20 protein-coding genes and 4 pseudogenes are annotated in these 25,209 nt (G+C 74.2%); 16 read left to right on the plus strand and 8 right to left on the minus strand.

Annotated features, from left to right (window positions below; all coding sequences use genetic code 11):
- Positions 1 to 59 precede the first annotated feature (59 nt).
- From OG799_RS32190 to OG799_RS32200, 3 genes and pseudogenes are all read left to right on the plus strand, one after another.
- Entirely contained in the window at positions 60 to 962 is a 903-nt protein-coding gene (locus OG799_RS32190; RefSeq protein WP_406040595.1) for a DUF3152 domain-containing protein, read from the plus strand.
- 70 nt (positions 963 to 1,032) lie between these two features.
- Positions 1,033 to 2,253: an adenylyltransferase/sulfurtransferase MoeZ gene (gene moeZ / locus OG799_RS32195; protein WP_406040597.1), complete on the plus strand. Its 1,221-nt coding sequence runs from the start codon at positions 1,033 to 1,035 to the stop codon at positions 2,251 to 2,253.
- Positions 2,254 to 2,366: 113 nt separating this feature from the next.
- Positions 2,367 to 3,194: pseudogene (locus tag OG799_RS32200) on the plus strand (hypothetical protein); the annotation flags it as partial.
- A gap of 137 nt (positions 3,195 to 3,331) precedes the next feature.
- On the opposite strand, the gene OG799_RS32205 reads toward OG799_RS32200, so the two are convergent.
- Positions 3,332 to 4,573, minus strand: a complete 1,242-nt coding sequence (locus OG799_RS32205; protein WP_406040599.1) for a glutamate-5-semialdehyde dehydrogenase — start codon at positions 4,571 to 4,573, stop codon at positions 3,332 to 3,334.
- 52 nt (positions 4,574 to 4,625) lie between these two features.
- Complete coding sequence (proB, locus tag OG799_RS32210) at positions 4,626 to 5,735, minus strand: glutamate 5-kinase (protein WP_406040601.1); 1,110 nt, start codon at positions 5,733 to 5,735, stop codon at positions 4,626 to 4,628.
- A gap of 61 nt (positions 5,736 to 5,796) precedes the next feature.
- Between proB and OG799_RS32215 the strand changes: the two genes are divergently transcribed.
- From OG799_RS32215 to OG799_RS32225, 3 genes and pseudogenes are all read left to right on the plus strand, one after another.
- A complete protein-coding gene (locus OG799_RS32215) occupies positions 5,797 to 6,111 on the plus strand; it encodes an MGMT family protein (RefSeq protein WP_406040603.1) in 315 nt (104 codons plus the stop codon).
- Positions 6,112 to 6,143: 32 nt separating this feature from the next.
- Positions 6,144 to 7,628 carry an MFS transporter gene (locus tag OG799_RS32220; RefSeq protein WP_406040605.1) on the plus strand — a complete coding sequence of 495 codons (1,485 nt, stop codon included), beginning with the start codon at positions 6,144 to 6,146 and terminating at the stop codon, positions 7,626 to 7,628.
- 85 nt (positions 7,629 to 7,713) lie between these two features.
- Positions 7,714 to 9,190: pseudogene (locus tag OG799_RS32225) on the plus strand (pyridoxal phosphate-dependent decarboxylase family protein).
- A gap of 118 nt (positions 9,191 to 9,308) precedes the next feature.
- Here the strand turns inward: OG799_RS32225 and OG799_RS32230 are convergent.
- The 4 genes from OG799_RS32230 to OG799_RS32245 form a co-directional block, all read right to left on the minus strand.
- On the minus strand, positions 9,309 to 10,256 hold the full coding sequence (locus OG799_RS32230) for a hypothetical protein (protein WP_406040607.1): 948 nt from the start codon (positions 10,254 to 10,256) through the stop codon (positions 9,309 to 9,311).
- Between the two features lie 135 nt (positions 10,257 to 10,391).
- Positions 10,392 to 11,330, minus strand: a complete 939-nt coding sequence (locus OG799_RS32235) for a hypothetical protein (protein WP_406040609.1) — start codon at positions 11,328 to 11,330, stop codon at positions 10,392 to 10,394.
- A 147-nt stretch (positions 11,331 to 11,477) separates the two neighbouring features.
- A complete protein-coding gene (locus tag OG799_RS32240) occupies positions 11,478 to 12,686 on the minus strand; it encodes a hypothetical protein (RefSeq protein WP_406040611.1) in 1,209 nt (402 codons plus the stop codon).
- A complete protein-coding gene (locus tag OG799_RS32245) occupies positions 12,679 to 13,245 on the minus strand; it encodes a SigE family RNA polymerase sigma factor (RefSeq protein WP_406046471.1) in 567 nt (188 codons plus the stop codon). Before OG799_RS32245 ends, OG799_RS32240 begins: the two co-directional genes overlap by 8 nt.
- 136 nt (positions 13,246 to 13,381) lie before the next feature.
- On the opposite strand from OG799_RS32245, the gene OG799_RS32250 reads away from it, so the two are divergent.
- Together OG799_RS32250 and OG799_RS32255 are read left to right on the plus strand one after the other, a co-directional pair.
- Positions 13,382 to 13,957, plus strand: coding sequence for an NADH-quinone oxidoreductase subunit B (locus tag OG799_RS32250; RefSeq protein ID WP_406040613.1), 576 nt, complete (start codon positions 13,382 to 13,384; stop codon positions 13,955 to 13,957).
- Positions 13,958 to 13,992: 35 nt separating this feature from the next.
- The gene (locus tag OG799_RS32255) at positions 13,993 to 15,309 is read left to right on the plus strand and encodes a DUF2252 domain-containing protein (protein WP_406040615.1); all 1,317 of its coding nucleotides are present in this window, start codon (positions 13,993 to 13,995) and stop codon (positions 15,307 to 15,309) included.
- Between the two features lie 18 nt (positions 15,310 to 15,327).
- On the opposite strand, the gene OG799_RS32260 is transcribed toward OG799_RS32255, so the two are convergent.
- Positions 15,328 to 16,374, minus strand: coding sequence for a glucose 1-dehydrogenase (locus tag OG799_RS32260; protein ID WP_406040617.1), 1,047 nt, complete (start codon positions 16,372 to 16,374; stop codon positions 15,328 to 15,330).
- Positions 16,375 to 16,489: 115 nt separating this feature from the next.
- Here OG799_RS32260 and OG799_RS32265 point away from each other — a divergent pair.
- Together OG799_RS32265 and nuoH are read left to right on the plus strand one after the other, a co-directional pair.
- Positions 16,490 to 17,086: pseudogene (locus OG799_RS32265) on the plus strand (NADH-quinone oxidoreductase subunit C); the annotation flags it as partial.
- A 167-nt stretch (positions 17,087 to 17,253) separates the two neighbouring features.
- Positions 17,254 to 18,216 carry an NADH-quinone oxidoreductase subunit NuoH gene (gene nuoH / locus OG799_RS32270; RefSeq protein ID WP_406040619.1) on the plus strand — a complete coding sequence of 321 codons (963 nt, stop codon included), beginning with the start codon at positions 17,254 to 17,256 and terminating at the stop codon, positions 18,214 to 18,216.
- A gap of 71 nt (positions 18,217 to 18,287) precedes the next feature.
- Here nuoH and OG799_RS32275 read toward each other — a convergent pair whose 3' ends face one another.
- Positions 18,288 to 19,334, minus strand: coding sequence for a glutathione S-transferase family protein (locus OG799_RS32275; protein WP_406040621.1), 1,047 nt, complete (start codon positions 19,332 to 19,334; stop codon positions 18,288 to 18,290).
- 94 nt (positions 19,335 to 19,428) lie between these two features.
- On the opposite strand from OG799_RS32275, the gene OG799_RS32280 reads away from it, so the two are divergent.
- From OG799_RS32280 to OG799_RS32305, 6 genes and pseudogenes are all read left to right on the plus strand, one after another.
- Positions 19,429 to 19,851 (plus strand): ester cyclase, encoded by a 423-nt coding sequence (locus OG799_RS32280; protein WP_406040622.1) that lies wholly within the window; start codon positions 19,429 to 19,431, stop codon positions 19,849 to 19,851.
- 65 nt (positions 19,852 to 19,916) lie between these two features.
- Positions 19,917 to 20,495, plus strand: coding sequence for a NuoI/complex I 23 kDa subunit family protein (locus OG799_RS32285; protein WP_406040624.1), 579 nt, complete (start codon positions 19,917 to 19,919; stop codon positions 20,493 to 20,495).
- Positions 20,492 to 21,067, plus strand: a pseudogene (locus OG799_RS32290) (NADH-quinone oxidoreductase subunit J); the annotation flags it as partial. The gene OG799_RS32285 and the pseudogene OG799_RS32290, both read left to right, overlap by 4 nt.
- Positions 21,068 to 21,225: 158 nt before the next feature.
- Positions 21,226 to 21,669, plus strand: a complete 444-nt coding sequence (nuoK, locus tag OG799_RS32295; RefSeq protein ID WP_406040626.1) for an NADH-quinone oxidoreductase subunit NuoK — start codon at positions 21,226 to 21,228, stop codon at positions 21,667 to 21,669.
- Positions 21,670 to 21,677: 8 nt separating this feature from the next.
- Entirely contained in the window at positions 21,678 to 23,618 is a 1,941-nt protein-coding gene (locus tag OG799_RS32300) for an NADH-quinone oxidoreductase subunit L (protein WP_406046472.1), read from the plus strand.
- The gene (locus tag OG799_RS32305) at positions 23,615 to 25,117 is read left to right on the plus strand and encodes a NuoM family protein (RefSeq protein WP_406040628.1); all 1,503 of its coding nucleotides are present in this window, start codon (positions 23,615 to 23,617) and stop codon (positions 25,115 to 25,117) included. Before OG799_RS32300 ends, OG799_RS32305 begins: the two co-directional genes overlap by 4 nt.
- Positions 25,118 to 25,209 lie beyond the last annotated feature (92 nt).

Here is a 25,209-nt window from a genome sequence, read left to right on the forward strand (position 1 = left end):
TTTAGCGGCAAGAGCAGTAAACGCGGCTGAATGCCCGAATTGCATGGGAGGCTCGTGACATGACGTCGTCGTCCCCTTACGACCCGCCTGCCGAGCCCGACCACGGGCCGGCCCAGCCCGCTCACCCGCCCCTGCTCGACTTCGACCGGCCCCCGGCGGCGACCGGCCACCCTGCGCCGACCCGGCCGACCCGGCCGACCCTGCGGCGGATGCGGCGGCGGCGTCGACGCGCCGTCCTGCTGCTGGTCGCCCTGCTGGCCGTGGCCGGCGCGGCGGCCGGCCTGGCCGGGCTGACCCACTGGCCGACCGACCGGCGGTCCGCGGCGCCCGGTGAGCCACGGCCGGTCAACGGGATCGGCGCGGGCGCCCGGGTCGAGCCCCACGCGTACCCCACCGGGGCCTCCGGCAGCTTCGCCGCGGCCGACGGCCGCTCCCCGGTACGCGGGTACGACGGCCCGCTGCGCCGCTACCGGGTCGCCGTCGAGCAGGGTGCCGGGCAGGACGTGGACGCGTTCGCCGCCACCGTGGACGAGGTGCTCGGCGACCGGCGTAGCTGGATCGGGTCCGACGAGCTGCGGGTCCAGCGGGTGGCCGAGGAGGCCGCCGCCGACTTCACCATCTACCTGGCCACCCCGGCCACCTCGGAGCGGATGTGCGCCGAGGGCGGGCTGGCCACCGAGCGGTACACCTCCTGCCGGCTCCCCGGCCGGGTGATCATCAACCTGGCTCGCTGGATGGAGTCGGTCCCCGACTACGGCGCGCCGCTGGACGTCTACCGCAGGTACGTGATCAACCACGAGGTCGGGCACGAACTGGGCGAGGAGCACCAGGCCTGCCCGGGGCCGGGGGCGCCGGCCCCGGTCATGCAGCAGCAGACGTACGGGCTGGACGGATGCGTCGCCAACGCCTGGCCGTACGTCGACGGTTCCCGCTACTCCGGCGCGCCGGTGGACGGCATCTGAGTTATTCCCGCTCCCGCATGCCGGGCGACGTGTCCCTCCTCATGGCCGATCGGCGTCGGGGCGAGCGACAATGGCGCGGTTCACCACCGCCGATCCCGGGGAGTCCACCGTGTCGTTGCCCCCGCTCGTCGAGCCCGCCGCCGAGCTGACCGTTGACGAGATCCGTCGCTACTCGCGCCACCTGATCATCCCGGACGTCGGGGTCGAGGGGCAGAAGCGGCTGAAGAACGCCCGGGTGCTCTGCGTCGGCGCCGGCGGCCTCGGCTCGCCGGCCCTGATGTATCTCGCCGCCGCCGGCGTCGGCACCCTCGGCATCATCGACTTCGACACCGTCGACGAGTCCAACCTCCAGCGCCAGATCATCCACGGCGTCTCGGACGTCGGCCGGTCCAAGGCCGAGTCCGCCGCCGCGTCGATCCGGGAGATCAACCCGCTGGTCAACGTGGAGATCCACAACACCGCGCTGGACCGGGAGAACGTCCGGGAGATCTTCTCCCAGTACGACCTGATCGTCGACGGCACCGACAACTTCGCCACCCGTTACATGGTCAACGACGCCGCGGTGCTGCTCGGCAAGCCGTACGTCTGGGGTTCGATCTACCGCTTCGACGGTCAGGCCTCGGTGTTCTGGGCCGAGCACGGCCCCTGCTACCGCTGCCTCTACCCGGAGCCCCCGCCGCCCGGCATGGTGCCGTCCTGCGCCGAGGGCGGCGTCCTCGGCGTGCTCTGCGCCTCGATCGGCTCGATCCAGGTCAACGAGGCGATCAAGTTGCTCGCCGGCATCGGTGAGCCGCTGGTGGGCCGGTTGATGGTCTACGACGCCCTGGAGATGGAGTACCGCAAGATCAAGGTCCGGAAGGACCCGAACTGCGTCCTCTGCGGCGAGAACCCGACGGTCACCGACCTGCTGGAGGACTACGAGGACTTCTGCGGCGCGGTCTCCGAGGAGGCGCAGGAGGCGGTGGTCGACTCGACCATCACCGCGCTGGAGCTGAAGGACTGGCAGGACGCCGGCAAGGACGTCTTCCTCGTCGACGTCCGCGAGCCCGCCGAGTACGAGATCGTCCGGATTCCCGGCTCGACCCTGATCCCCAAGGGCGAGATCATCTCCGGCGAGGCGCTGGCCAAGCTTCCGCAGGACAAGCAGATCGTGCTGCACTGCAAGTCCGGCGTCCGCTCCGCCGAGGCGCTCGCCGCGCTGAAGGCGGCCGGCTTCCGCGACGCCGTGCACGTCCAGGGCGGAGTGCTCTCCTGGATCAAGCAGATCGACCCGTCGCTGCCCGCGTACTGAGTAGTCAGTCGAAGGGGCCCGTCCGCTGCCGGACGGGCCCCTTCGCGTACCGCCGGTGGGCCGGGCCACGTCGGCCGAGCTACCGAGGCGTAACCGGTGTTTGCGCCGGTAGCGTGTCTGTCGTGGTCGACTTGGATGCCGCGATCGGCTTCGTCGTGGCGCACGGTGACGCGGTGGACCGCGCCCGCCTCTCCCGGCTGCGCACCGGTGCGCCGGTGCCGGCCGAACTGCTCGACGCGGCCGAGGCCGGGCAGACACCGGGCGGGGGCTGGCCGGCCACCGTGGGCAGCGACACCGCCTCGATCGACGCGACCTGCTTCCGCCTCGGCGAGTTGGACGACCTCGGCGCGCTGGGTCGTCCGGCGGCCCGGCACGCCCTGGACTGGCTGGCCGCCCGGCAGCTCTCCGACGGCGGCTGGGACGAGGACCCGGCGCTGGCCGGGTTCGCCCCCGAGTGGGCCCGTCCCGGCGATCCGGAGGCCCGGCTCTACCTGACCGCCAACGCCGGGTTCTGGCTGACCGTCGCCGGGCTGGACGCCCGCGCCGCGGGCCCGCTCGATCACCGCGTCGGTGGGGCGTACGCCGGGGTGGTGCAGGCGGCGGCGCAGGCGCTCGCCGGCCAGCTCGCCCCGGACGGGAGCTGGCCGTCGTTCCTGCCGGCCGGCTGGTTGAGCGCGGCGGTGCTGCACCGGCAGCAGATGTACTACGAGTCGGCGCGGATCCAGGCGGTGCTGGCCGAGCGGATCCCGGAGCTGTCCCCGGCCGACGTGGCGTGGCTGGCGGCGACGCTGCGCCGGGTCGAGGTGGGCGAGGAGCAGTGGCTGTTGGTGTCGGCGCGCAAGCGGCTCGCCGACACCCAGCGCAGCGACGGCGGTTGGGACAGCGACGACGGCCACCAGTTCGACGTGCACACCACCCTGCGGGCGATCCGGGCCTGCCGCCCGGAGGCTCCCGGGTCCGCCCTGCCCACCGTGTCGCTCGTCCCGCAGCAGCGGTCGGTGCAGGCGACCGTCCCGCCGCAGCCGCCCGGGCCGCCACCGGAGGCCGCCGCGCCGTCCGGCTGAGGCGGTGGCCCGGGTCAGCGCAGGTGGCCGTCCCCGGTGACCACGTACTTGGTGCTGGTCAGCTCGGGCAGCCCCATCGGGCCGCGGGCGTGCAGCTTCTGGGTGGAGATGCCGATCTCCGCGCCGAAGCCGAACTCGCCGCCGTCGGTGAACCGGGTGGAGGCGTTCACCATCACCGCCGCCGCGTCGACCCGGGCCACGAACTTCCGGGCGGCCGGCTGCGAGTCGGTGACGATCGCCTCGGTGTGGCCGGTGCCGTAGCGGCGGATGTGCGCGACCGCCGCGTCCAGCGAGTCGACCACGGCGACCGAGATGTCGGCCGAGAGGTATTCGGTGGCGAAGTCCTCCTCGGTGGCCGGCACGACGCCGGCGCAGTGGGCGGCCACCCGGGCGTCGCCGTGCACGGTCACCCCGGCCTCGGCGAACGCGGCCAGCATCGCGGGCAGGAACGCGTCGGCGATGTCGGCGTGCACCAGCAGCGACTCGGCGGTGTTGCAGGTGGACAGCCGCTGGGTCTTGGCGTTGAGGGTGATCGCGACGGCCTTGGCCAGGTCGGCGGCGGCGTCCACGTAGACGTGGCAGTTGCCCACCCCGGTCTCGATCACCGGCACCGTGGACTCCTCCACGACGGTCCGGATCAGCGACGCGCCGCCGCGCGGGATCAGCACGTCGACCAGGCCGCGGGCGCGCATCAGCTCCTTGACCGAGTCGCGGGAGCCGGCGTCGAGCAACTGCAACGCGTCGGCCGGCAGGCCGGCCCCGGCGACCGCGTCGCGGAGCACCGCGACCAGGGCGGCGTTGGAGTGGGCGGCCGAGGAGGAGCCCCGCAGCAGCGCCGCGTTGCCGGACTTCAGGCAGATCCCGGCCGCGTCCACGGTGACGTTGGGGCGGGCCTCGTAGATGATCCCGACCACCCCGAACGGCACCCGGACCTGCCGCAGCTCCAGGCCGTTGGGCAGGGTCGAGCCGCGGACCACCTCGCCGACCGGGTCGGGCAGCGCGGCCATCTGGCGCAGCGCGTCGGCGATGTCGGCCACCCGACCCGCGTCGAGGGCCAGCCGGTCCAGCACGGCCGCGGTCAGCCCGGCCTCCCGCCCGGCCGCCAGGTCCGTCGCGTTCGCGGCGAGGAGCTCCGGGGTACGCGCCACCAGCGCGTCGGCCATCGCGACCAGCGCGGCGTCCTTGACGGTACGGGTGGCGACGGCGAGGGCCTCCGCCGCGTCCCGGGCCCGCCGGGCCTGCTCGACGACGCTCATCCTGCACTCCTCGGGTGTCGGTCGGGGGACCCGTGGGGCACGGGGTCCCGGTTCACAGCAGCACCAGGTCGTCGCGGTGGACGACCTCACGTTCGTACGCCGGGCCGAGCGCGGCGGCCAGCTCTCCGGTGGAGCGGCCGAGCAGCCCGGGCAGCTCCACCGCGTCGTAGTTGACCAGCCCGCGGGCGACCGGTGAGCCCTCGGCGTCGACCAGGTCGACCGGGTCTCCGGCGGTGAACGCGCCGTCGACGGCGGTGATCCCGGCCGGCAGCAGCGACTTGCGTCGGCCCACCACGGCCTGCACGGCCCCCGGGTCGAGGTGCAGCCGGCCGCGTGGGGTGGTGGCGTGGGCGAGCCAGAACAGCCGGGCGGCCGGGCGCCGCCGCTCGGGGTGGAAGAGCGTGCCGACCGGCTCGCCGGCCAGCGCCGCGGCGGCCAGCGGGGCGGCGGTGAGCACCACGGGGATGCCGAAGCCGGTGGCGATTCGGGCCGCCTCGACCTTGGTGACCATGCCGCCGGTGCCCACTCCGGCGCGGCCGGCGCCGCCGATGTCCACGCCGGCCAGGTCCCGCTCGTCGCGGATCTCGGTGATCCGGGTGCTCTCCGGCCGGCCGGGGTCGCCGGTCCAGAGCGCGTCCACGTCCGACAGGAGGACCAGCAGTTCGGCGTGGACCAGGGCGGCCACCAGCGCGGCCAGCCGGTCGTTGTCGCCGAACCGGATCTCCTCGGTGGCCACCGTGTCGTTCTCGTTGACGATCGGCACCGCCCGCAGGTCGAGCAGCTTGCGCAGGGTCCGGTAGGCGTTGCGGTAGTGCACCCGTCGGGTCACGTCGTCGACGGTGAGCAGCACCTGCCCGACGGTGAGCCGGTGCCGGGCGAAGCTGGCCGCGTACCGGCCGATCAGCAGGCCCTGGCCGACGCTGGCGGCGGCCTGCTGGGTGGCCAGGTCGCGGGGGCGCCGGGCCAGCCCGAGCGGGGCGAGGCCGGCGGCGATCGCGCCGGAGGAGACCAGCACCACCTCGCGGCCGTCGGCGGCCAGCGCGCCGAGCGTGTCGACCAGCGCGTCGACCCGGGCGTCGTCCAGGCCGCCCGCCGCGGTGGTCAGCGAGGACGAGCCGATCTTGACGACGACCCGCCGGGCCGCGGTGACTGCTTCACGCACCGGACCATTCTGCGCGGTCGGTCCCACCACGGCCGCCGCCGTTCCCATACTCTGGCCGGTCGTGACGCCAGAGGAGTACGTCGAGGCGGTGCTCGACCTCGTCGAGCGGATCCCGCCGGGCCGGGTGATGTCGTACGGGGCGGTCGCCGACGCCCTCGCCGAGCGGTCGGGTCGGGCGTCGGCCCGGCTGGTCGGTTCGATCATGGCCCGGCACGGGGGCGGGGTGCCCTGGCACCGGGTGGTGAACTCGGCCGGGCGGTTGCCGCCGGGGCACGAGGTGGAGGCGCGGGCCCGGCTGCGGGCCGAGGGCTGCCCGCTGCGCGGGTCCGGGGTGGACATGGCGGCGGCGGCCTGGTCGCCGGAGGAGGGGATGTGACCCGGGCCATAACGTGAGTAACATTCGGCCTCATGGACAGGCCGCCCGGGAGCTCCGGCTCGTCGGACCGGCGGCCCGGTCCGCCCCCCTCCAACATGCCGGTGGTGCCCGCGCCGCGGGCTGCCGCCGATCCGGTCGGCACCGAAACCCCGCCGCCGGCGGGACTGCCCCGCAAGGTGCACGCCGGGTACGCGCTGGGCTCGCTGGTCACCGGGGCCTTCGGCACCGTGCCCGGACTGCTGCTCCTGCCTTACCTGACCGACACGCTGGGCGTCGCCGCGGGCGTGGCCGCCCTGCTGGTGCTCCTGCCGAAGGCGTGGGACGTGCTGGTCAACCCGGTCGCCGGGCGGATCTCCGACCGGACCCGGTCACGGTGGGGCGCCCGCCGGCCGTACCTGCTGCTGGGCGGGCTCGCGCTGGCCGTGCTCTTCGCCGGGATCTTCGCCGCGCCGTTCGGTTCCGGGCCGGCCGCCGGGGCGTACGTGGCGGTGGCGTTCCTGGCCACCGCGACCGCGTTCGCCTTCTTCCAGGTGCCGTACGTGGCGATGCCGGCCGAGCTGACCGGCGACCACGCGGAGCGTACCCGGCTGATGAGCTGGCGGATCGCGGTGCTGGCGCTGGCCATCCTGGTCTCCGGGGCGGTGGCCCCGGCGGTGGTGACCGCGGGCGGCGACGGCGTGCCGGGGCACCGCTGGATGGGCCTCTTCGTGGCCGCCCTGATCGTCGTCGGCGCGGTCGGCGCGTTCCTCGGCACCCGCGCCGCGCCGGCCGGCACGGTGGGGGAGAGCGAGCCGAGCCTGCGGGCCCAACTCGCGGTCGCCGGCCGCAACCGGCCGTTCCGGGCCCTGCTGGCCTGCTTCGTGGTGCAGTCCGCCGGGGTGGCGACCGTGCTGGCCGGGGTCAGCTACTTCGCCGACCAGGTGCTGCGCGACCCGGAGACCGGCCCCACCCTGCTCTTCGCCTGCTTCGTCGGGCCGGCGCTGCTGGTCATGCCGCTCTGGACCCGGGTCGGCGCCCGGGTGGGGAAACTCGTCGCCCTGGTCGCCGCGTCGCTGATCTTCGCGGCCGGCGCACTGGCCCTCGTCGCCGCGCCGGTGCTCCCCGCCGCCGGGGTCTACCTGCTGGTCGCGCTGATCGGCGTCGGCTACGCCGGCCAGCAGGTCTTCGCGCTGTCCATGCTGCCGGACTGCATCGCCTACGACACCGCGCGCACCGGCCGCCGCCAGGCCGGCGTCTTCACCGGCCTGTGGACCGCCGGGGAGACCTTCGGCCTCGCCCTCGGTCCCGGCCTCTACGGCCTGGTCCTCCAGCTCAGCGGCTACGCCTCGTCGTCGACGGGCGTCGCGGCGGCCCAGTCGGCCACCGCCCGCCTCGGCGTCCTCGTCGGCTTCACGGTCCTCCCCGCCCTCCTGGTCGCCGCCCCCGTGGTGCTCCTGCGCACCTACGACCTCACCCCCGACCGCCTCGCCGCCGCCACGCCCACCGGGGGCGCGGTTTCCCGGAAAGAGGGGGCATGAGCCGGCGACCACGCCCGCGTTCCGGGAAGGCGCGGGCTGTCGGCGGGGCGGAGATCGGCCGTCACGAGAAGGGCGTCACGAGTCCATGATCGACGAGGAGAGGGCGGGCGCGCTGCCCGTCGAGGGGGTGCCCGCCCAGCAGGTGCTCGACGAGATCCGGGGACTGCGCGCCCTGGACCGGCCCACCCACGGGGGGCGGCTGTTCGCGTACGTGTACGACCCGGGGGTGGCCGGGCTGGACGAGCTGGCCCACGCCGCGTACGCGGCGAGCGCGCACGTCAACGGGCTCGACCCGACCGCCTTCCCGTCCCTGCTGGCGATGGAGAACGCCCTGGTGGGGGCGGCGGCGCGGCTGCTCGGCGGCGGACCGGGCACCGGCGCCCCGGACGTCGTCGGCAGCGTCACCGGCGGCGGCACCGAGTCGCTGATCCTGGCCGTGAAGGCGGCCCGGGACGCCCGGCCGGAGGTCACCGAGCCGCGGATCGTGGTGCCGGTCAGCGCGCACGCCGCCTTCGCCAAGGCCGCCCACTACCTGCGGGTCGCCCTCGACCACGTGGCTGTCGACCCGGTCACCCTCCGCCCCCGCGCCGTCGACGTGGCCGCCGCGATCCGCCCGGAGACCGTGCTGGTGGCCTGCTCCGCCCCCTCGTACGCGCACGGCGTGGTCGACCCGGTGGCGGAGATCGCGGCGGTCGCCGCCTCGGCCGGGGTGCGCTGCCACGTGGACGCCTGCTTCGGCGGCTGGACGCTGCCCTGGCTGCGGCGCCTCGGCGCGCCGGTGCCACCGTTCGACTTCACCGTCGACGGGGTCACCTCGATCTCCGTCGACCTGCACAAGTACGCGTACGCCCCGAAGGGGGTGTCGGTGCTGCTGCACCGCGATCCGGCGCTGCGCGCCCCGCAGTACTTCGCGTACGCCGACTGGCCCGGGTACACGATGGTCAACCCGGTGATCGCCTCCACCCGCTCCGGCGGCCCGATCGCCGCCGCGTACGCCACCCTGCGGCACCTCGGCGAGGACGGCTACCTGCGGCTCGCGGCGCTCACCCGGGACGCGGTGGCCGGGCTGGCCGACGCGGTGCGCGGCGTCGACGGGCTGCGGCTGATGGCCGAGCCGGAGTCGAGCGTCGTCTGCTTCACCAGCACCGACCCGGGGCTCGACCTGTTCGGGCTGGTCGACGAGCTGACCGCCCGGGGCTGGCACACCCAGCCCCAGCTGTCGTACGCCGGCCTGCCGGCCAGCGTGCACCTCACCGTGACCGCGGCGGTGGCGCCCCGGGTGGCCGAGTTCGGCCCCGACCTGGCCGACGCGGTCGCCGCGGCCCGGGCGGCCGGCCCGGTGCAGCTTCCGGCGGAGCTGCTTGCGCTGGCCGTCAGCCTGACCCCGGACGCGCTCACCCCGGAGCTGATCGCCGGGCTGGGCCGCCGGCCTCGGCCTCGGCGGCGGGCCCCTGCCGGACCGGATGGCGATGGTCAACACCCTGCTCGACGCGGCCCCGGTGCGGCTGCGGGAACGGCTGCTGGTGGCGTTCGTCGGACTGCTGCAACGCCCGACCTGGTGACCTTTCGCCGACGGTGAGGGCCCGGAACCGACCTGGTTCCGGGCCCTCGATCGTTTGTGAACCACGACGCAATATGACGAATGGTCGGGGAGGGTACCCCGGCCGGGTGACGCGTCGTTCAGCTCGCGTCGGCCGCCGTCACGGTGAACGAGGCGGTGTTGTCGCTCGGGTCCACGTCCTGCACCTCGGCGCCGTAGAAGTAGCTCGACGAGACCGTGTACGAACCCACGCCCAGGTCACCGGCCGGCGTGCCGGCGGGTGCGGTGAGGATGACGTCGAAGGTCCGCTCCTCGCCCGGCATGAACCGGCCCCCGGGCACGCTGAATCCATCGCTCCAGCTGGGCATGTCCTGCGGCTCGATGTGGTCAACGGCCACCCCGGCCGGCAGGCTGGCGGTCACCGGGAGGTCGAACGACGGGGCGTCGTTGCCGTACCGGACGGTGACCGGCATCCGGCCGCTGAGGCTGCCGTCGGGCAGCCGGTCGAGGGTGACGTTTCCGGCGGTCATCCGGAGGTCGCTGTCGACGGCCTGGACGTAGGGCCGAGGCTTCTTCAGGCTGCCCTTCGTGGACCGGAACAGGGTGGTGAAGGCGGCGGTCTCGGCCAACTCCGGCTTCCCGTTCGGCTCTACCGCGATCTCGGTGCCGGCGACCGTCATGGCGTAGTCGCGCGGGGTGGTCCAGACGTGGAACCCCAGCGAGTACGTCTGGCTGTCGCCGGGCTGGATCTGCTCGCCCAGACACTGGATACGCATCCGGTTCGCCGCCAGGCCAAGGAAGAAGCAGGGACCGCCCGGCGTGATCGTCGTGTGCGAGGCCCCGGCCGGCTCGGTGAAGGTCAGGGTCGGGTAGTCGGCCACCGTTCCATCGTTGGTGACGACGGCGGTGAGGGTGCCGACGTACCCCTGGTCGGTGGGGTCGAGCACCAACCGCTGCGCGGTGATGGACAGCGGACCGGTGGCCTCGGCGGGCGCGGCGGTGGCCGGCGCTCCGGTGCCGAGCAGCGCCAGCGCGGTGCCGAGCAGGCCGGCGGCGACCCGCCGGCCGGTGGACAGAGTGATGGACATGGTCGTTCCTCCCCGTATGACGGCCCGCCGTCACCGGCGGGCATCGGTCCGCACGATATCGACGGCCGCCGACAGTTGGCGGCCCCGTGGGACGAAACGGACCCGGCGCGGGTGCGCCGGGTCCGTCGCCGCCGGTCAGCTCGCGTCGACCGCGGTCACCGCGAACGAGGTGCTGTTGTCCGCCGGGTCCACGTCCTGCGGGTCGGCCCCCCAGAAGTAGCTGCCGGCCACGGTGAACGTGCCGCTGCCCAGCTCACCGGCCGGCGTGCCGGCGGGCGCGCTGAGGAAGACGTCGAAGGTCCGCTCCTCGCCGGGCATGAACCGGCCGCCCGGCACGCTGAACCAGTTGGGGAAACTCGGCATGTCCTGCGGCTCGATGTGGTGGACCTCCACCCCCGCCGGCAGGGCGGCGTCGACGTTGAGCAGGAAGGTCGGGGCGTCGTTGCCGTAGCGCACGGAAACCGGCATCCGGCCGAGCAGGCTGTCGTCCGCCTGTCGGGTCAGCACCACCGCGCCGCCCCGGATGCTCAGGTCGGTCTCGGTGGCCTGCACGTACGGCCGGGGCTTCTTCAGGCTCCCGGTGGTGGAGCGGAACAGCGTGGTGAAGCCGGTGCTGTCGGCGGCCCGGGTGGCGCCGTCCGGGACCACCTCGATCCGCCCGCCGTCGGCGACCATCGGGTAGTCGCGGGCGGTGGTCCAGACGTGGAAGCCGAGCCGGAAGGTGACGCTCTGCCCGGCCTCGATCCGGTCGCCCATGCAGCCGATGACCAGCCGGTTCTCCACGAGCCGGTCGTAGAGGCAGGCACCTCCGGGTTCGATCGTGCTGAACGAGGCCGCGGCCGGCTCGGTGATGACCAGGTTGACCGACGTCGCGGTCGACCTCCGGTTGGTCACCGTGGCGGTGAGCGTCCCGACGTACCCCCGATCGGTCGGCTCGAGGACGAGCCGCTGGGCGGTGATGTCGGTGCCGCCGGTCGTTCCGGTCGGCGCGGCGGCGGCCGGCGCGGTCAGGGTGAGCAGGGCGACGGCCCCGCCGAGCAGCGAGGTGGCGATCCGTGCCGTACGTGTGGTCATGCTGGTCCTCCCGTGGATCCCCGTTGGTGGGCGGCGGCGCTTCCGTCCGCCCGATGGTGGTGACACGTCCCTCTCGGACGGTCGGTTGCGGGCATGGCCTGTCGCCAATGTGACGCGGCGACCCGGGGGCGCCGGGTCGCCGCGCGCCTAGCCGACCGTCTTCAGCTCGACCTGGTTGTCCTTCCACTTCAGGTCGCTCCAGTACCGCTCCTGGGAGTCGTAGTGGATGACCCGCAGGGTCGGCGGACCGCCGATGTCCGGCGGGTCGTACCGGAAGGTGAAGGTGTACGTCTTCCGTTTCCCGGCCGGCAGGCCGTCCAGGACGCAGGCGTCCGACCCCTCCGACCGCACCGCCCGGCACCGGGCCAGGTCCCCGCCGGCGGGCTCGCCGACGCTGTAGAAGTCGGAGAAGCCGAGCAGGGGCACGTCCACGGGTCCCTTGTTCACCACGGTGACGGTCACCGAGCCGGTCCGCTTGCCCGTCGCGTCCGGCGGCCCGACGGCCAGGTCACCGGCCGTCAGGGTGAGGTCGGTCAGCCGGGGGTCGACCCCGAACTTCGTCGGCCCTGCGGTCTGGTCGAACCGGTCACCGATCCAGGCGTACGTCCGCCACTGCCGCTGCGGTGCCCATGACGGCGTGCTGCAGCAGGGTTGGATGTCGGCCACGTGCACCCGGATCTGCCCGTCGGACTCGACGGAGAACGCGGTGATGTCCTCCATCCCCTCGCGGGTGCCGGCCACTCGGCCCATCGTGACGATCCGCCCGGCTCCGTCCCGGTCGAACGCCACCAGTTGTTTCGCCGAGGCCTCGCCGTAGCGGCAGCCCACCAGGGCGACCGTCTCGGTCGCGCCGTCGTCGTCCAGGTCGCCGTAGGCGAGGTCGCCCAGCACCGCCGGCAGCGACTCGCTGAGCGGGCCGGTCCGGAGCCGGACGTCCTTGCTGGTGCATGTCCTGGGCGGCATCTCCCCGGGCCAGACGGCCAGGTCGACGCCGGTGGCGAGGAGCTGGGCCCGGCTGATCCGGCCGTCCGGCGCCGCCGGGGTGGGGCTGGCGGTGCTCGGCGTGGGCGACGCGGTGGACGGGCTCGGTGCCGGGGTCGCCGGCGACGGGGTGGGCTCGCCGGTCTGGGCCGGCCCGGGCCGCGGACCGGACCGTCGGTCCAGGGCCGCGTTCGCGCCGACCGGGATCGCCACGGCGAGCAGCACGGCCGCCGCGGTGACCACCGCGGTGCGCCGGCGCCGCCGCCGGACCGTCTGCCGGACCGCCCCCGGACCGGCCGGGTGCACGGCCGGGGCGAGGGCCTCGCGGTACGCCGCGAACTCCCCGCTGACCAGCATCTCGTCGAAGTCAGTCATGGTCGTTCACCTCGTTCGTGGCCAGCTGGGCCGCCAGCGCCGCGCGGCCCCGGTGCAGCCAGGACTTGACCGTGCCCTCCGGCACGTCCTCCTGCTGCGCGATCTGGTTGACGGAGAGATCCGCCAGGTAGTGCAGCACCACGGCCCGCCGTTGCGGGGCCGGCAGCAGCGCCAGGGCGGCGGACAGCGCCACCCGGTCGGGGCCGGGGCCCGGCACGTGCTCCTCGCGCTGCCGTGACAGCCACGTCTGGGCGGTGCGCAGCCGGCGCCACCGGCTGGTCGCCAGGTTCCAGGCGACCCGGCGTACCCAGGCCACCGGGTCGTCGTACCGGGACACCCGCGACCAGCGGGCGAACGCCCGGCAGAACGCCTCCTGGACCAGGTCCTGCGCCTGCGACAGGTCGCCGCAGTAGGCGGCGAGCTGGAGCGTCAGCGACCGGAAGTGCGCGTGGTACAGCTCGTCGAAGTCGACCCCGTCGGTCCGCTCCCGGCGGTCGCGCCGCCCCGCGGCCCCTTCGGGTGGAGGCTCGTCGAGCCTCGGTTCCCCCGTCACCATCATCTGGGTCCTCCCCGTGCCGTCGCCGCCGGCGCGGTCGACGCTCGTCACACGTGTCGATGCTGCCGACGGTTGCGCCGGTTGTCGCCGAAGCGCTGTGGTTGACTGTCAGATCGGGGACACGCGAGGGAGGCCCGAGGTGCAGCTACCGGCGGTGCTCGGCGAGCCGATCCGGTTCGTGCTGAACTGGGGGCGGCGCTACTCGCTCTGGGTGTTCAACTTCGGGCTGGCCTGCTGCGCGATCGAGTTCATCGCCACCAGCATGGGCCGGCACGACTTCATCCGGCTCGGGGTGATCCCGTTCGCGCACGGGCCCCGGCAGGCCGACCTGATGGTGGTCTCCGGCACGGTCACCGACAAGATGGCCCCGGCGATCAAGCGCCTCTACGATCAGATGCCGGAGCCGAAGTACGTCATCTCGTTCGGCGCCTGCTCCAACTGCGGCGGCCCGTACTGGGACTCCTACTCGGTGACCAAGGGCGTCGACCAGCTCATCCCCGTCGACGTCTACGTGCCCGGCTGCCCGCCCCGGCCGGAGGCGCTGCTGCACGGCATCCTCCGCCTCCAGGAGAAGATCGCCGCCGAGCAGTCCGGCATCGGTGGCGTCAGCCGCCCGGACCGGCTCGCCCCGCCGGTCGACGCCAACCCCGCGGAGCCCGCGCCGCGCCCGGTGGCATCCCTCACCGCGCCACCGGTACGTCCCCCGGCCGGCTGAGGCCGGCGGTGGCCGGCGGGGATTAGCCTGCGGCCATGACCCAGTCCGCGGAGAAGCGCTCCGCCTTCATCGTCGACGTGCTGACCGAGGAGTTCGGCGCGTCGATGGCGCTCGACCCGGCGGCCTTCCGCCGCAAGTTCCGCAAGATGGCGGCGTCCCCGTTCGCCTTCTACCGGGGCAGCGCCTCCCTGTTCTACGCCGACCAGCGCGGCGACTTCGCCGACGACCGGTTCCTCGACGAGCGGACCAGTCGGGTCTGGATCCACGGCGACCTGCACGCCGAGAACTTCGGCACGTACATGAACGCCTCCGGGCAGCTGGTGTTCAACGTCAACGACTTCGACGAGGCGTACGTCGGGCCGTTCTCCTGGGACCTGAGGCGGTTCGCGGCCAGCGTGGCGCTGCTCGGCTACGCGAAGGCCCTCTCCGACCAGGTGATCGGCGAGCTGGTCACCGGCTTCGCCCGGTCCTACCTCACCGAACTGCGGGCCATCGCGGCCGGCGGGGACGACGCGATCGGCTCGATCACCCTGGACAACGCCGACGGCGTGCTGCACCGGGTGCTCCAGGAGGCCCGACTCAACACCCGGGTCGACCTGCTCGCCACGCAGACCACCATCGACAACTACGACCGCCGGTTCTCCCTCGGCGACGGCGTGTTCGAGGTCGACGGGGAGACCAGGGAGAAGGTCTGCGCCGCCTTCCACGACTACCTGGACACCCGGCCGGAATCCGCGATCCGGCTGCGTCCGGTCGCGGCGAGCATCAAGGACGTGGTGCTGCGCAAGGGCGTGGGGATCGGGTCGGCCGGGCTGCCGTCGTACAACCTGCTGCTGGAGGGGCACACCCAGGCGCTGGAGAACGACGTGGTCATCTACATGAAGCAGGCCCAGGTGCCGGCGGTGGCGCGGTACATCGACGACGAGCGGGTCCGCGGCTACTTCCGGCACCAGGGCCACCGGACCGCCGAGTCGCAGCGGGCGCTCCAGGCGTACGCCGACCCGTGGGTGGGCTTCACCGAGCTGGACGGGGCCGGCCAGCTCGTCGCCGAGGTCTCCCCGTACGCGGCGGACCTGGACTGGGCGGACGTCAACGAGCCGGAGGAGCTGACCGGGGTGCTCACCGACCTGGGGCGGGCGGTGGCCCGGATGCACTCGGTCGCCGACGACGAGTCCAGCCACGACCTGGTCGACTACTCCACGGAGAAGGCGATCGTCGCCGCCGTCGACGCCGACGCGGCGGGTTTCGCCCGGCACCTGGTCGACTTCGCGCATGCGTACGGCGTCCAGGCCCGCCACGACCACCAGCTCTTCGTGGACCTGTTCCGCAACGGCCGGCTGCCCGGCATCTGACCCGCGACCCGCCGGGGCTCAGGCGGTTAAGTCCAGCACCACCTTGATGTCGTCCGGTCCGGGGGTGTACGCCTCGGCGTACCCCCCGACCGGCACCCGGCGGGTGATCAACGAATTCAGCCAGCTCTGGTCGGCCCGGGCGAGCGCCTCCGCGGCCAGGTCCCAGTGCCGCCGGTTGGCGTTGACCGAGCCGAAGACCACGTTGTTCTCCAGCACCAGGGCCCGGTTGAGCGCGCCGGCGTCGAAGTCGATGGTCCGGCCGCCGCTGGACACGCCGGTCAGGCAGACGATGCCGGTCGGCGCGGCCTTGCACATCGCGTCCAGGACGACGGCGGGCGCGCCGGTGGCCTCGATCACGATGTCCGGCTCGAAGTCGAGCTGGCTCACCGGCACCGCGTGGTAGGTCGCGCCGAGGGCGGCGACCAGTTCCGGTTTCGGTCCGCTGGTGGCCCGGTCCAGCACGTGCACGCTGAGCCCGCGCTGGCTGGCCAGCAGCGCGGCCAGCAGCCCGACCGGGCCGGCCCCGGTGACCAGGACGCTCTGCGGCTTCCACTCGGCCCGTTGTCCGATCCGCTCGATGTGCTCCCACGCCTTCGCCACCACGCTGGTCGGCTCCAGCAGCATGCCTACCCGCGCCAGCGCCGGGTCCAGCCCGACGGCGAACTTCGGCTGGATCCGCCACCGGTCCCGGGCGAAGCCGGGTAGCGCCTTGATGCCGTGCTCGGTGTACTGCCCGTTGCGGCACATGTCCCACTCGTCGACCGCGCAGTTCAGGCAGGGCACGGGGTCGGGGTGCCGGACGACGCCGGCCACCAGGTCGCCGGGCTGGAGGGTGCCGGTGGGGTCCTCGATCACCCGGCCCAGCGACTCGTGGCCGAGCACGAGCCGTTCCTGGCCGGGTGGCGCCTCGCCGAAGCTACCCGCGATGATCTCGTGGTCGGTTCCGCAGATGCCGACCGCCAGCGCCTCGACCAGGATCGCGCCCTCCTCGGGGGCCGGCTCGGGCCACTCCTCGGTCAGCCGCAGGGAATTGGGGACACCGGGAGTCACAGTCACAGCGCGCACGGTGTTCATCTTTCCCCGCCGGGTGGCTGCCCGGCGGCGAAAGCGGCCAGTTGGCCGGCCCGGCAGCGCGGGCGGCCCGACACGGGTGCGGGCCGCCGGCCATAGGATCAGCGGCATGACTCCGGAAGAGGTCGGCCAGCGGCTGGTCGCGCTGCTCGCGCCCGTCGAGGCCACCGCGTCGGTCTCCGGCGGTCAGTCCCACTCCCGCGCCACCGTCGACGTACCCCCGGCGAGCTGGCGGGACGCGGTCCGCGCGGCGCGCGACGACGCCGAGTTGGCCTGCGACTTCTTCGACTGGCTGTCGGCGGTCGACGAGCTGGCCGACGGCTTCGACGTGGTGATCCACCTCTGGTCGACCGGCGCGCGGCACGGGCTGCTGCTGCGCACCCGGGTGCCCCGGGCGGCGTCGTCCGTGGCGTCGGTGGTCGACCTGTATCCGGGCGCGCGCTGGCACGAGCGGGAGACGTTCGAGATGTTCGGCATCTCGTTCGACGGGCACGGCGAGCTGAAGCCGCTGCTGCTGCCGCCGGAGTTCGAGGGGCACCCGCTGCGCAAGGAGTTCGTCCTCGCCTCCCGGGTGGCCAAGCCGTGGCCGGGCGCGAAGGAGCCGGGCGAGTCGGCGGCCGGCGGCGGCCGGCGGCCGATCCGCCCGCCGGGCGTACCGGCGCCGGGGGAGTGGGGCACCACGCCGACCCCCGCCGGCGCGGCCGGCGTCGGCGAGGGCCCGCGCGGGGGTACGCCCGCCCGCCCGGCCCGGGAACGTCCCGCGCGACCCGCCCCCGGCGACCGTCCCGAGCCCGCCCGGCCCGGGGAGCGCCCGGCCGGGCCGCCGGCACCGGAGCCCGGGAGCGGCGTCGGGCCCGAGGAAGGGAAGCCCTGATGCCCACCTGGTTGGAGCTGGTCCTCCGGGTGGCGGGCGTGCTGGTCGCGTTCCTCACCCTGCCGCTGGTCGTCGGGCAGGTCGAGCACAAGGTGATGGCGCACATGCAGGGCCGGCTCGGCCCGATGTACGCGGGCGGCTTCCACGGCTGGGCGCAGCTGATCGCCGACGGGATCAAGTTCGTGCAGAAGGAGGACGTCACGCCGCGCGACGCGGACCGGGCGGTCTTCCGGCTGGCCCCGGCGGTGGCGCTGGTGCCGTACCTGCTCGCCCTGCTGGTGATCCCGCTCGGCCCGGGTGACCTGGTCGGGCAGCCGCTGGACATCGGCCTCTTCTTCGTCCTCGCGGTGGTCGGCATCGGCGTGGTGGCGGTGCTGATGTCGGCCTGGGCCTCGGCCAACAAGTACAGCCTGCTCGGCGGGCTGCGCGGCGCGGCGCAGCTGCTCGGCTACGAGCTGCCGCTGGTGCTGGCCGCGGCGTCGGTGGCGATGGCGGCGGGCACGCTCAGCCTCTCCGGCATCGTCGAGGCGTGGCGGCCGTGGTGGCTGCTGTGGCAGGCGCCCGCGATGGTGGTCTTCTTCGTGGCCGGGCTGGCGGAGATCCGGCGGCCCCCGTTCGACATGCCCATCGCCGACTCGGAGCTGGTCTTCGGCTACATGACCGAGTACACCGGCCTGCGTTTCGCCTTCTTCCTGCTCGCCGAGTACGTCGGCATCGTGGTGATCGCCGCGCTGACCACCGTGCTCTTCCTCGGCGGCTGGCAGGGCCCGTTCGCCGACGCCCAGCTCGGCTGGCTGTGGACCCTGCTGAAGGTCTTCGCCGTCGCCTTCGTGATCATCTGGCTCCGGGTGTCGTACCCCCGCCTCCGCGAGGACCAGCTCCAACGCCTCTGCTGGCTGGTCCTCGTGCCGCTCTCCCTCGCCCAGCTCGTCCTGACGGCCGCCGTCCGCCTGGCGGTGTAAGGAAGGGCCCCCCGGTTAACGCCTCCGGTAGAGCAAGGCCCCTTCTTGACACCTGCTGGCCGTGAGCGCGCTCAGCGCAGCGGGGTGTGGGCGGGGTCGACGCGTTCGGCCGGCGGGGGCGGCGGGGGCGGGGTGCCGTCGCCGAAGGGACGCCCGCCGAGCTGCTCCCGGCCGTGCGGGGTGAGCCAGTTGGACAGGTCGGGGCCGAGCGGGACGACGCCGGTCGGGTTGATGTCGCGGTGGACCTCGTAGTAGTGCCGCTTGATGTGGTCGAAGTCGACGGTGTCGCCGAAGCCGGGGGTCTGGAACAGGTCCCGGGCGTACGCCCACAGCACCGGCATCTCGGTCAGCTTCTGCCGGTTGCACTTGAAGTGGCCGTGGTAGACCGGGTCGAAGCGGACCAGCGTGGTGAAGAGCCGCACGTCCGCCTCGGTGATGGTGTCCCCGACCAGGTACCGCTGCCCGGCCAGCCGCTCGGTCAGCCGGTCCAGCCGGTCGAAGAGCCGGTGGTACGCCTTCTCGTACGCCTCCTGGCTGCCGGCGAAGCCGCACCGGTAGACGCCGTTGTTCACGTCGGCGAAGACCACGGCGTTGACCTCGTCGATCTCGCCGCGCAGCCGGTCCGGGTAGAGCTCCGGCGCCCCCTCGCGGTGGTACCCGGTCCACTCGGTCGACAGGTCCAGGCTCATCCGCGCGTAGTCGTTGGTGACCACCTGCCCGGTCGGCACGTCCACCATCGCCGGCACGGTGATGCCCCGCTCGTACCCCGGGAACCGCGTGAAGTACGCCTCGGCCAGCCGTTCGATGCCGAGCACCGGGTCCCGTCCGCCCGGGTCCAGGTCGAAGGTCCAGCTCCGCTTGTCGTGCGTCGGCCCGGCGACCGCCATCGAGATGGCGTCCTCCAGCCCGAGCAGCCGGCGGACGATGATCAGCCGGCTCGCCCACGGGCAGGCCCGGCTGACCGCCAGCCGGTACCGGCCGGGCTCCACCGGCCAGCCGGCCCGCCCGTCGGCGGTGATCCGGGTGGCGATGTAGCGCTGGTCCCGGGTGAACTCGCCGCCCGGCTCGACGTACTTCCCGCCGGTCCGTTCCAGGACCTTGTCGCTGTCCGTGCCCACGCCGCCTCCTGAGGATGTCGTCCCGGTCCCATCATGGTCGCTCCGGTCGGCCGGGGCAGCCCTGGCGCGATGAGCGGGGGGCTAGGCTGCCGCGGTGACCGATCTGGAGGCGGCGGCCCGACGCTTCATCGCCGACGTGTGGAACGCCGGCCGCGAGGAGACGGCGTACGAGCTGGTCGCCGAGGACTGCCCGGGGCTGGGCGGGACGGGGCCGGCGGCGACGCTGGCCTGGCACCGGGACCGCCGGGCGTCCTTCCCGGATCTGCGCTACAAGATCGTCGAGTTGGTGGCGGCCGGGGACCGGGTGGCCGTGCACTGGCGGGCCGCCGGCACCCAGGCCGGCCAGTTCGGCCCGGTCCCGCCGACCGGCCAGGTGGTCAGCTACTCGGGGGCGACGTTCCTGCGCTTCGACGAGACCGGCCGGATCGTCGACGTGTGGAGCGTCAACGAGCTGTTCCAGCTCCTCCAGCAGCTCGGCGTCGAGATGCTGCCGCCGCTGCCGCACAGCGGAGTCTGATCCACCCGGCCCGATCCGCCGGGTGGTGGTCGCGCGCGCCGGGGGCACAGGGCAGGATGGGCGGCATGAGCGACCGCAGCGGTGTGCCCGGTGAAGGGCTGGTGAAGGGGCTGGCGGTCACGTTGAAGACGATGACCCGCCGCTCGACCACCCAGCAGTACCCGGACGTGGCCCCCGAGCTGCCACCCCGGTCCCGGGGCGTGATCGCCCTGCTGGAGGAGAACTGCACGGTCTGCATGCTCTGCGCCCGGGAGTGCCCGGACTGGTGCATCTACATCGACTCGCACAAGGAGGAGGTGGCGGTGCCCGGCGCCGCCCGCCCCCGGCAGCGCAACGTGCTCGACAAGTTCGACATCGACTTCTCGCTCTGCATGTACTGCGGCATCTGCGTCGAGGTGTGCCCCTTCGACGCGCTCTACTGGACCCCGGAGTTCGAGTACGCCGAGTACGACATCAAGGACCTGCTGCACGACAAGGACCACCTCGGCGAGTGGATGGCCACCGTCCCGCCGCCGCCCGCGCACGACCCGCACGGCGACCCGTCCAAGGAGGAGACCACCGCCGCGCGCAAGGCCGCGGCTCCGGCCCGCCCTTCCGCCGTACGCCCCGAGCCCGGCCCCGCCACCGGAGGCACGACCCCATGACGGGTGCGGACCTGCTGCTGCTCGCCCTCGGCGCGGTCGCGGTCGGCGCAGGCGTGCTCGTGGTGAGCACGAAACACCTGGTCCGGGCCGGCCTCTACCTGGTGGTCTGCCTGGGCGCGCTGGCCGGTGACTATCTGGTGCTCACCGCCGAGCTGGTGGCCTGGGTGCAGGTGCTGATCTACGTCGGCGCGGTGGTGGTGCTGCTGCTCTTCGCGGTGATGCTGACCCGGGCCCCGATCGGCGCTTCCGACGACCTGGACCGGCCGGGCTGGCCGGCCGCGCTGATCGGCGGCGGCAGCGGGCTGGGCCTGGCCGTGCTGCTGGTTGACGCGTTCCGCTGGTCGCGGGTGGAACTGCCCGCCGCGGGCACCGCCGACCGCCTCGGCGAGCAGGTCTTCCGCTCCTGGGTGCTGCCGTTCGAGGTGCTGTCGGTGCTGCTGCTGGCCGCCCTGGTCGGCGCGATCGTGCTCTCCCGCCCGGACATCGGCCGGTCCGGCCCGGGTGCGGCGGCGAACCCGCTGCGGCGCGGGCGTCCGGTCGCCGGTCCGGCGGCGGGTGGTGCTTCCCGGCCCGCTTCGACCGGACGCGGCGGCGGGCCCCGGCCCGGCGAGGTTCGCGCCGGTGCGGACCGGCCTGGCGAGGTTCGGATCGCTGACGCCCACGCGGGCGGGATCCGACCGGTCGTCGGGTCGACGACCGCCGGGTCCACCGCCGACGAGGGAGGTCGCGCGTGAGGCCGGTCGTCCCGTACGTCACCGCCGCGCTGCTGTTCGGCCTGGGCGTGTTCGGCGTGCTGCGCCGCCGCAACGCCGTGCTGGTGCTGATGGCCGTCGAGCTGATGCTCAACGCGGTCAACCTGATCCTGGTCACCGCGGACACCACGGTCCGGGCGCAGCTGCCGCACGCCGGGCAGGTCTTCGCGCTCTTCGTGATCGTGCTCGCCGCCGCCGAGATCGGCGTGGGCCTGGCCATCGTGCTCCAGCTCTACCGGCTGCGGGCGAGCGTCGCCGTCGACGAGGTGCCGCTGACCGAGCCCTCGGCGCTCGTGCCGGTCGGTGCGCCGCTGGCAGCGCGGGCCGCCGGGGAGTCGACGTCGGGCGGGAACGCCGCCGGGGAGTCGAGGTCGGGCGGGAGTGCCGCCGGGGGCACGGACCGGCCGGAGGTGGAGCGGTGACCGACGAGATCGGGCGGCTGCTGCCGGCCGTACCGCTGCTGCCCGGCCTGCCCCTGGTCGCCGGCCTGGTCGGACTGCTGCTGCCGCCCTCGCCGAAGGGCGCGGCGACCGGCGAGGACCGGGCCCGGAAGGTGGCGATCGGGCTCGGCGTGGCGGGCGCGGCCGGCGCGCTGCTGATGGCGCTCGCGCTGCTGATCCGGGTCCACCACCTGGCCGAGGGTTCGACCACCTGGGTCGACCTGGGCGGGCTGCGGGTGACTCTCGGCTACCGGCTGGACGGGGTGGCCGTGCTGGTCGCCACGGCGGTGGCCGCGGTGGCCCTGGCCGTGCAGGTCTACTCGATCGGCTACCTGAAGCGCGGCCCGCACGACGACATCGAGGTCGATCACCGCTACCCGCCGTACGCGGCGCAGATCAGCCTCTTCACCGCGGCCATGCTGGTGGTGGTGATCAGCGGCGACCTGATCATGCTGCTGGTCGGGTGGGAGGTGATGGGCATCTGCTCGTACCTGCTCATCGCCCACGACCGCCGGCTGCCCGAGGCGCCCGCCGCGGCGGTGAAGGCGTTCCTGGTGACCCGGGTCGGCGACGTCGGCTTCCTGCTCGGCATCGCGCTGCTCGGCGTCTCCGCCGGCAGCTTCAAGATCGCCGACGTGCTCGCCCACCCCTACTCCACGGGTACGCTCACCGCCGCCTGCCTGCTGCTGCTCGCCGGGGTGGCCGGCAAGAGCGCCCAGTTCCCCCTGCACACCTGGCTGCCCGACGCGATGGCCGGCCCCACCCCGATCTCCGCGCTGATCCACGCCGCCACCATGGTCGCCGCCGGCGTGTACGCGGTGGCCCGGCTCTTCCCGCTCTTCGAGCGGGCCCCGGTCGCGCTCGCCGTGCTCGGGGTGATGGCCGCGATCACCCTGCTGCTGGGCGCGTTCGCGGCCACCGCGCAGGACGACATCAAGCGGGTGCTGGCCTGGTCGACGGTCTCCCAGATCGGCTACATGACCGGTGCCCTCGCCGTCGGCGCGCCCACGGCGGCGCTGTTCCACCTGCTCAGCCACGCCGCGTTCAAGGCGCTGCTGTTCCTCGCCGCGGGCGCGGTGATCCACGCCGTGGGCACCACGCTGATGTCCCGGATGGGCGGGCTGCGTACCGCCATGCCGGTGACCTTCTGGTGCACGGTGGTCGGTCTGGGCGCGCTCGCCGGGGTGCCACCGCTGTCGGGCTTCTGGAGCAAGGACGGCGTGCTCGCCGCCGCCGAGGCCGCCGCGCTGGACGGTGCCGGCCCGACGCCGCAGTGGGTCGGCTGGCTGGTCTGGCTGGCCGGGCTGCTCGGCGTCGCCGTCACCGCCTGGTACGCCACCCGCCTGCTGCTGCGCACCTTCTTCGGCGCCACCCGGATCCCGCTGGCGCACCCGCACGACCCGCCGGCGTTGATGCGCTGGCCGGTGCTGCTGCTCGCGGTCCCGGCCGCGCTGCTCGGCCTGGCCGGGTTCTGGGGGCCGTTCCTCGACCGGATGTTCGCGCCGGCCACCGAGACGGAGCTGACCGACTTCGGCTACTCGCTGACGCACCTCGGCCCGCCGGCGCTGCTGCCGTTGGCCCTGGTGCTGGTCGGGGCGGGCGTCGCCTGGGCCGGCTGGCGACGGGACCCGGCCGCCGACCCGGCCCGCTTCCTGGGTCCGCTGCGGCCGGTCTTCGCCCGGGCGTTCCGGCTCGACGACGTCCAGCACGCCCTCGTGGTACGCCCGACGAACGCCCTCGCCCGAGCCACGCGTACCGGGGACGAACTGGTGGTCGACGGGGCGGTCGAGGGCAGCGGCCGCGCCGCGGTGGGGCTTGGCGGCGAGTTGGCCGCGCTGCACCGCGCGGCCCTGCCCCGCGCGGCGGCCGGCGTGCTCGCCGGCGCGCTGCTGATCGGCCTCGCGGTCGCCCTGATCGGGGGAGCGGCATGAGCCTCGGACAGTTCCTGCTGGTGGCGGTCCTCGCCGTGCCGGCGCTCGGCGCGGTCGCGGTGGCCGCCACGCCGCACGACCGGGCCGCCCGGCTGGTCGGCACGGTCGCCGCCGCGCTGACCCTGCTCGCCACCCTGCCGCTGGTCGGCGGCGACCACGGCTGGTTCGGCTACGGCCCCAGTCCGGCCGTGCAGCCCTGGCACCGGCTCGACCGGCCCTGGGTGCCCGGCCTCGACCTGCGCTTCCACCTCGGGGTGGACGGCATCTCCTGGCCGCTGGTGGTGCTCACCGCCCTGCTCACCCTGCTCTGCTGCGGGTACACGCTGTGGCGGGTGCCCGCCGGCGGCAGCGGCCGGGCGCTGGTCGCGCTGCTGCTGGTCGTCGAGGTGGGCATCCTCGGCACCTTCCTCGCCCTCGACCTGGTGCTCTTCTTCGTGTTCTTCGAGGTCGTCCTGCTCCCGATGTACGCGATCATCGCCGGCTGGGGCGGCGACGACCGGCGGCGGGCGGCCCGCAAGTTCGCCCTGTACACGCTCTTCGGCTCGGTGCTGCTGCTGGTCGGCGTCTACGTGGTGGTCGCCGCCGCCGGCACCGCCGACCTGATGGCGCTGACCGGCGGGGCCGGCCTGTCCCGGGGCACCCAGCTCGCCGCGTTCACCCTGCTGGCGCTGGCCTTCGCGGTGAAGAGCCCGCTCTGGCCGCTGCACTCCTGGCTGCCCGACGCGCACACCCAGGCGCCCACCGTCGGCAGCGTCATCCTCGCCGGGGTACTGCTCAAGATGGGCACGTACGGCCTGATCCGGGTGGCGGTCGGGGTGGCCCCCGAGGGTGCCCGATGGGCCGCCCCGGTGCTCGGGGTGCTGGCCGTCGCCGCGATCCTGATCGGCTCGCTGGTCTGCCTCGCGCAGGACGAGCTGAAGCGGCTGATCGCGTACTCAAGCGTCGGGCACATGGGGTTCGTGCTGCTCGGGGTGGCCACGCTGACCGCCACCGGCATCCAGGCGGCGCTGATCGGCAACATCGCCCACGGGGTGATCACCGGCCTGCTCTTCTTCCTGGCCGGGGCGGTCAAGGACCGTACCCACACCGGTGCGCTCGCCGAGCTGTCCGGGCTGCGGGAGACCGCGCCCCGGCTGGCCGGGCTGCTCGGCTTCGCGGCGATCGCCTCGCTGGGGCTGCCCGGCCTGGCCGGCTTCTGGGGCGAGGCGTTCGCCGTGGTGGCCGCCGTCCGGCGGGGCGGCGGGCTGTGGACGACCCTGGCGGTGCTGGCCGCGATCGGCGGGGCGCTCACCGCCGCGTACTTCCTGCGGCTGCTGCGGCAGGTCACCCATGGACGGCCCAGCCCGGCGGTGGGGCGGCTCGCGCCCGGCCTGGCCGGAGCCGAGCTGACCGCGTGGGCGCCGCTGGTCCTGCTGGCGCTGGCCGTCGGTCTAGCCCCCGCGCTGGTGCTCGGCTACGCGTCCGGCCCGGTCGAAGCCCTGGTGGGGGTGCTCCGGTGACCATCACACGGGCACCGCGCGGCGGGTGGAACACGATGGGTGTCTCCGCGCCCCGGACACACCCGTGGCGTGCCATCTGTGACGCCGACCGC

This window comes from Micromonospora sp. NBC_00898, from assembly GCF_045207895.1.
GTDB lineage: Bacteria > Actinomycetota > Actinomycetes > Mycobacteriales > Micromonosporaceae > Micromonospora.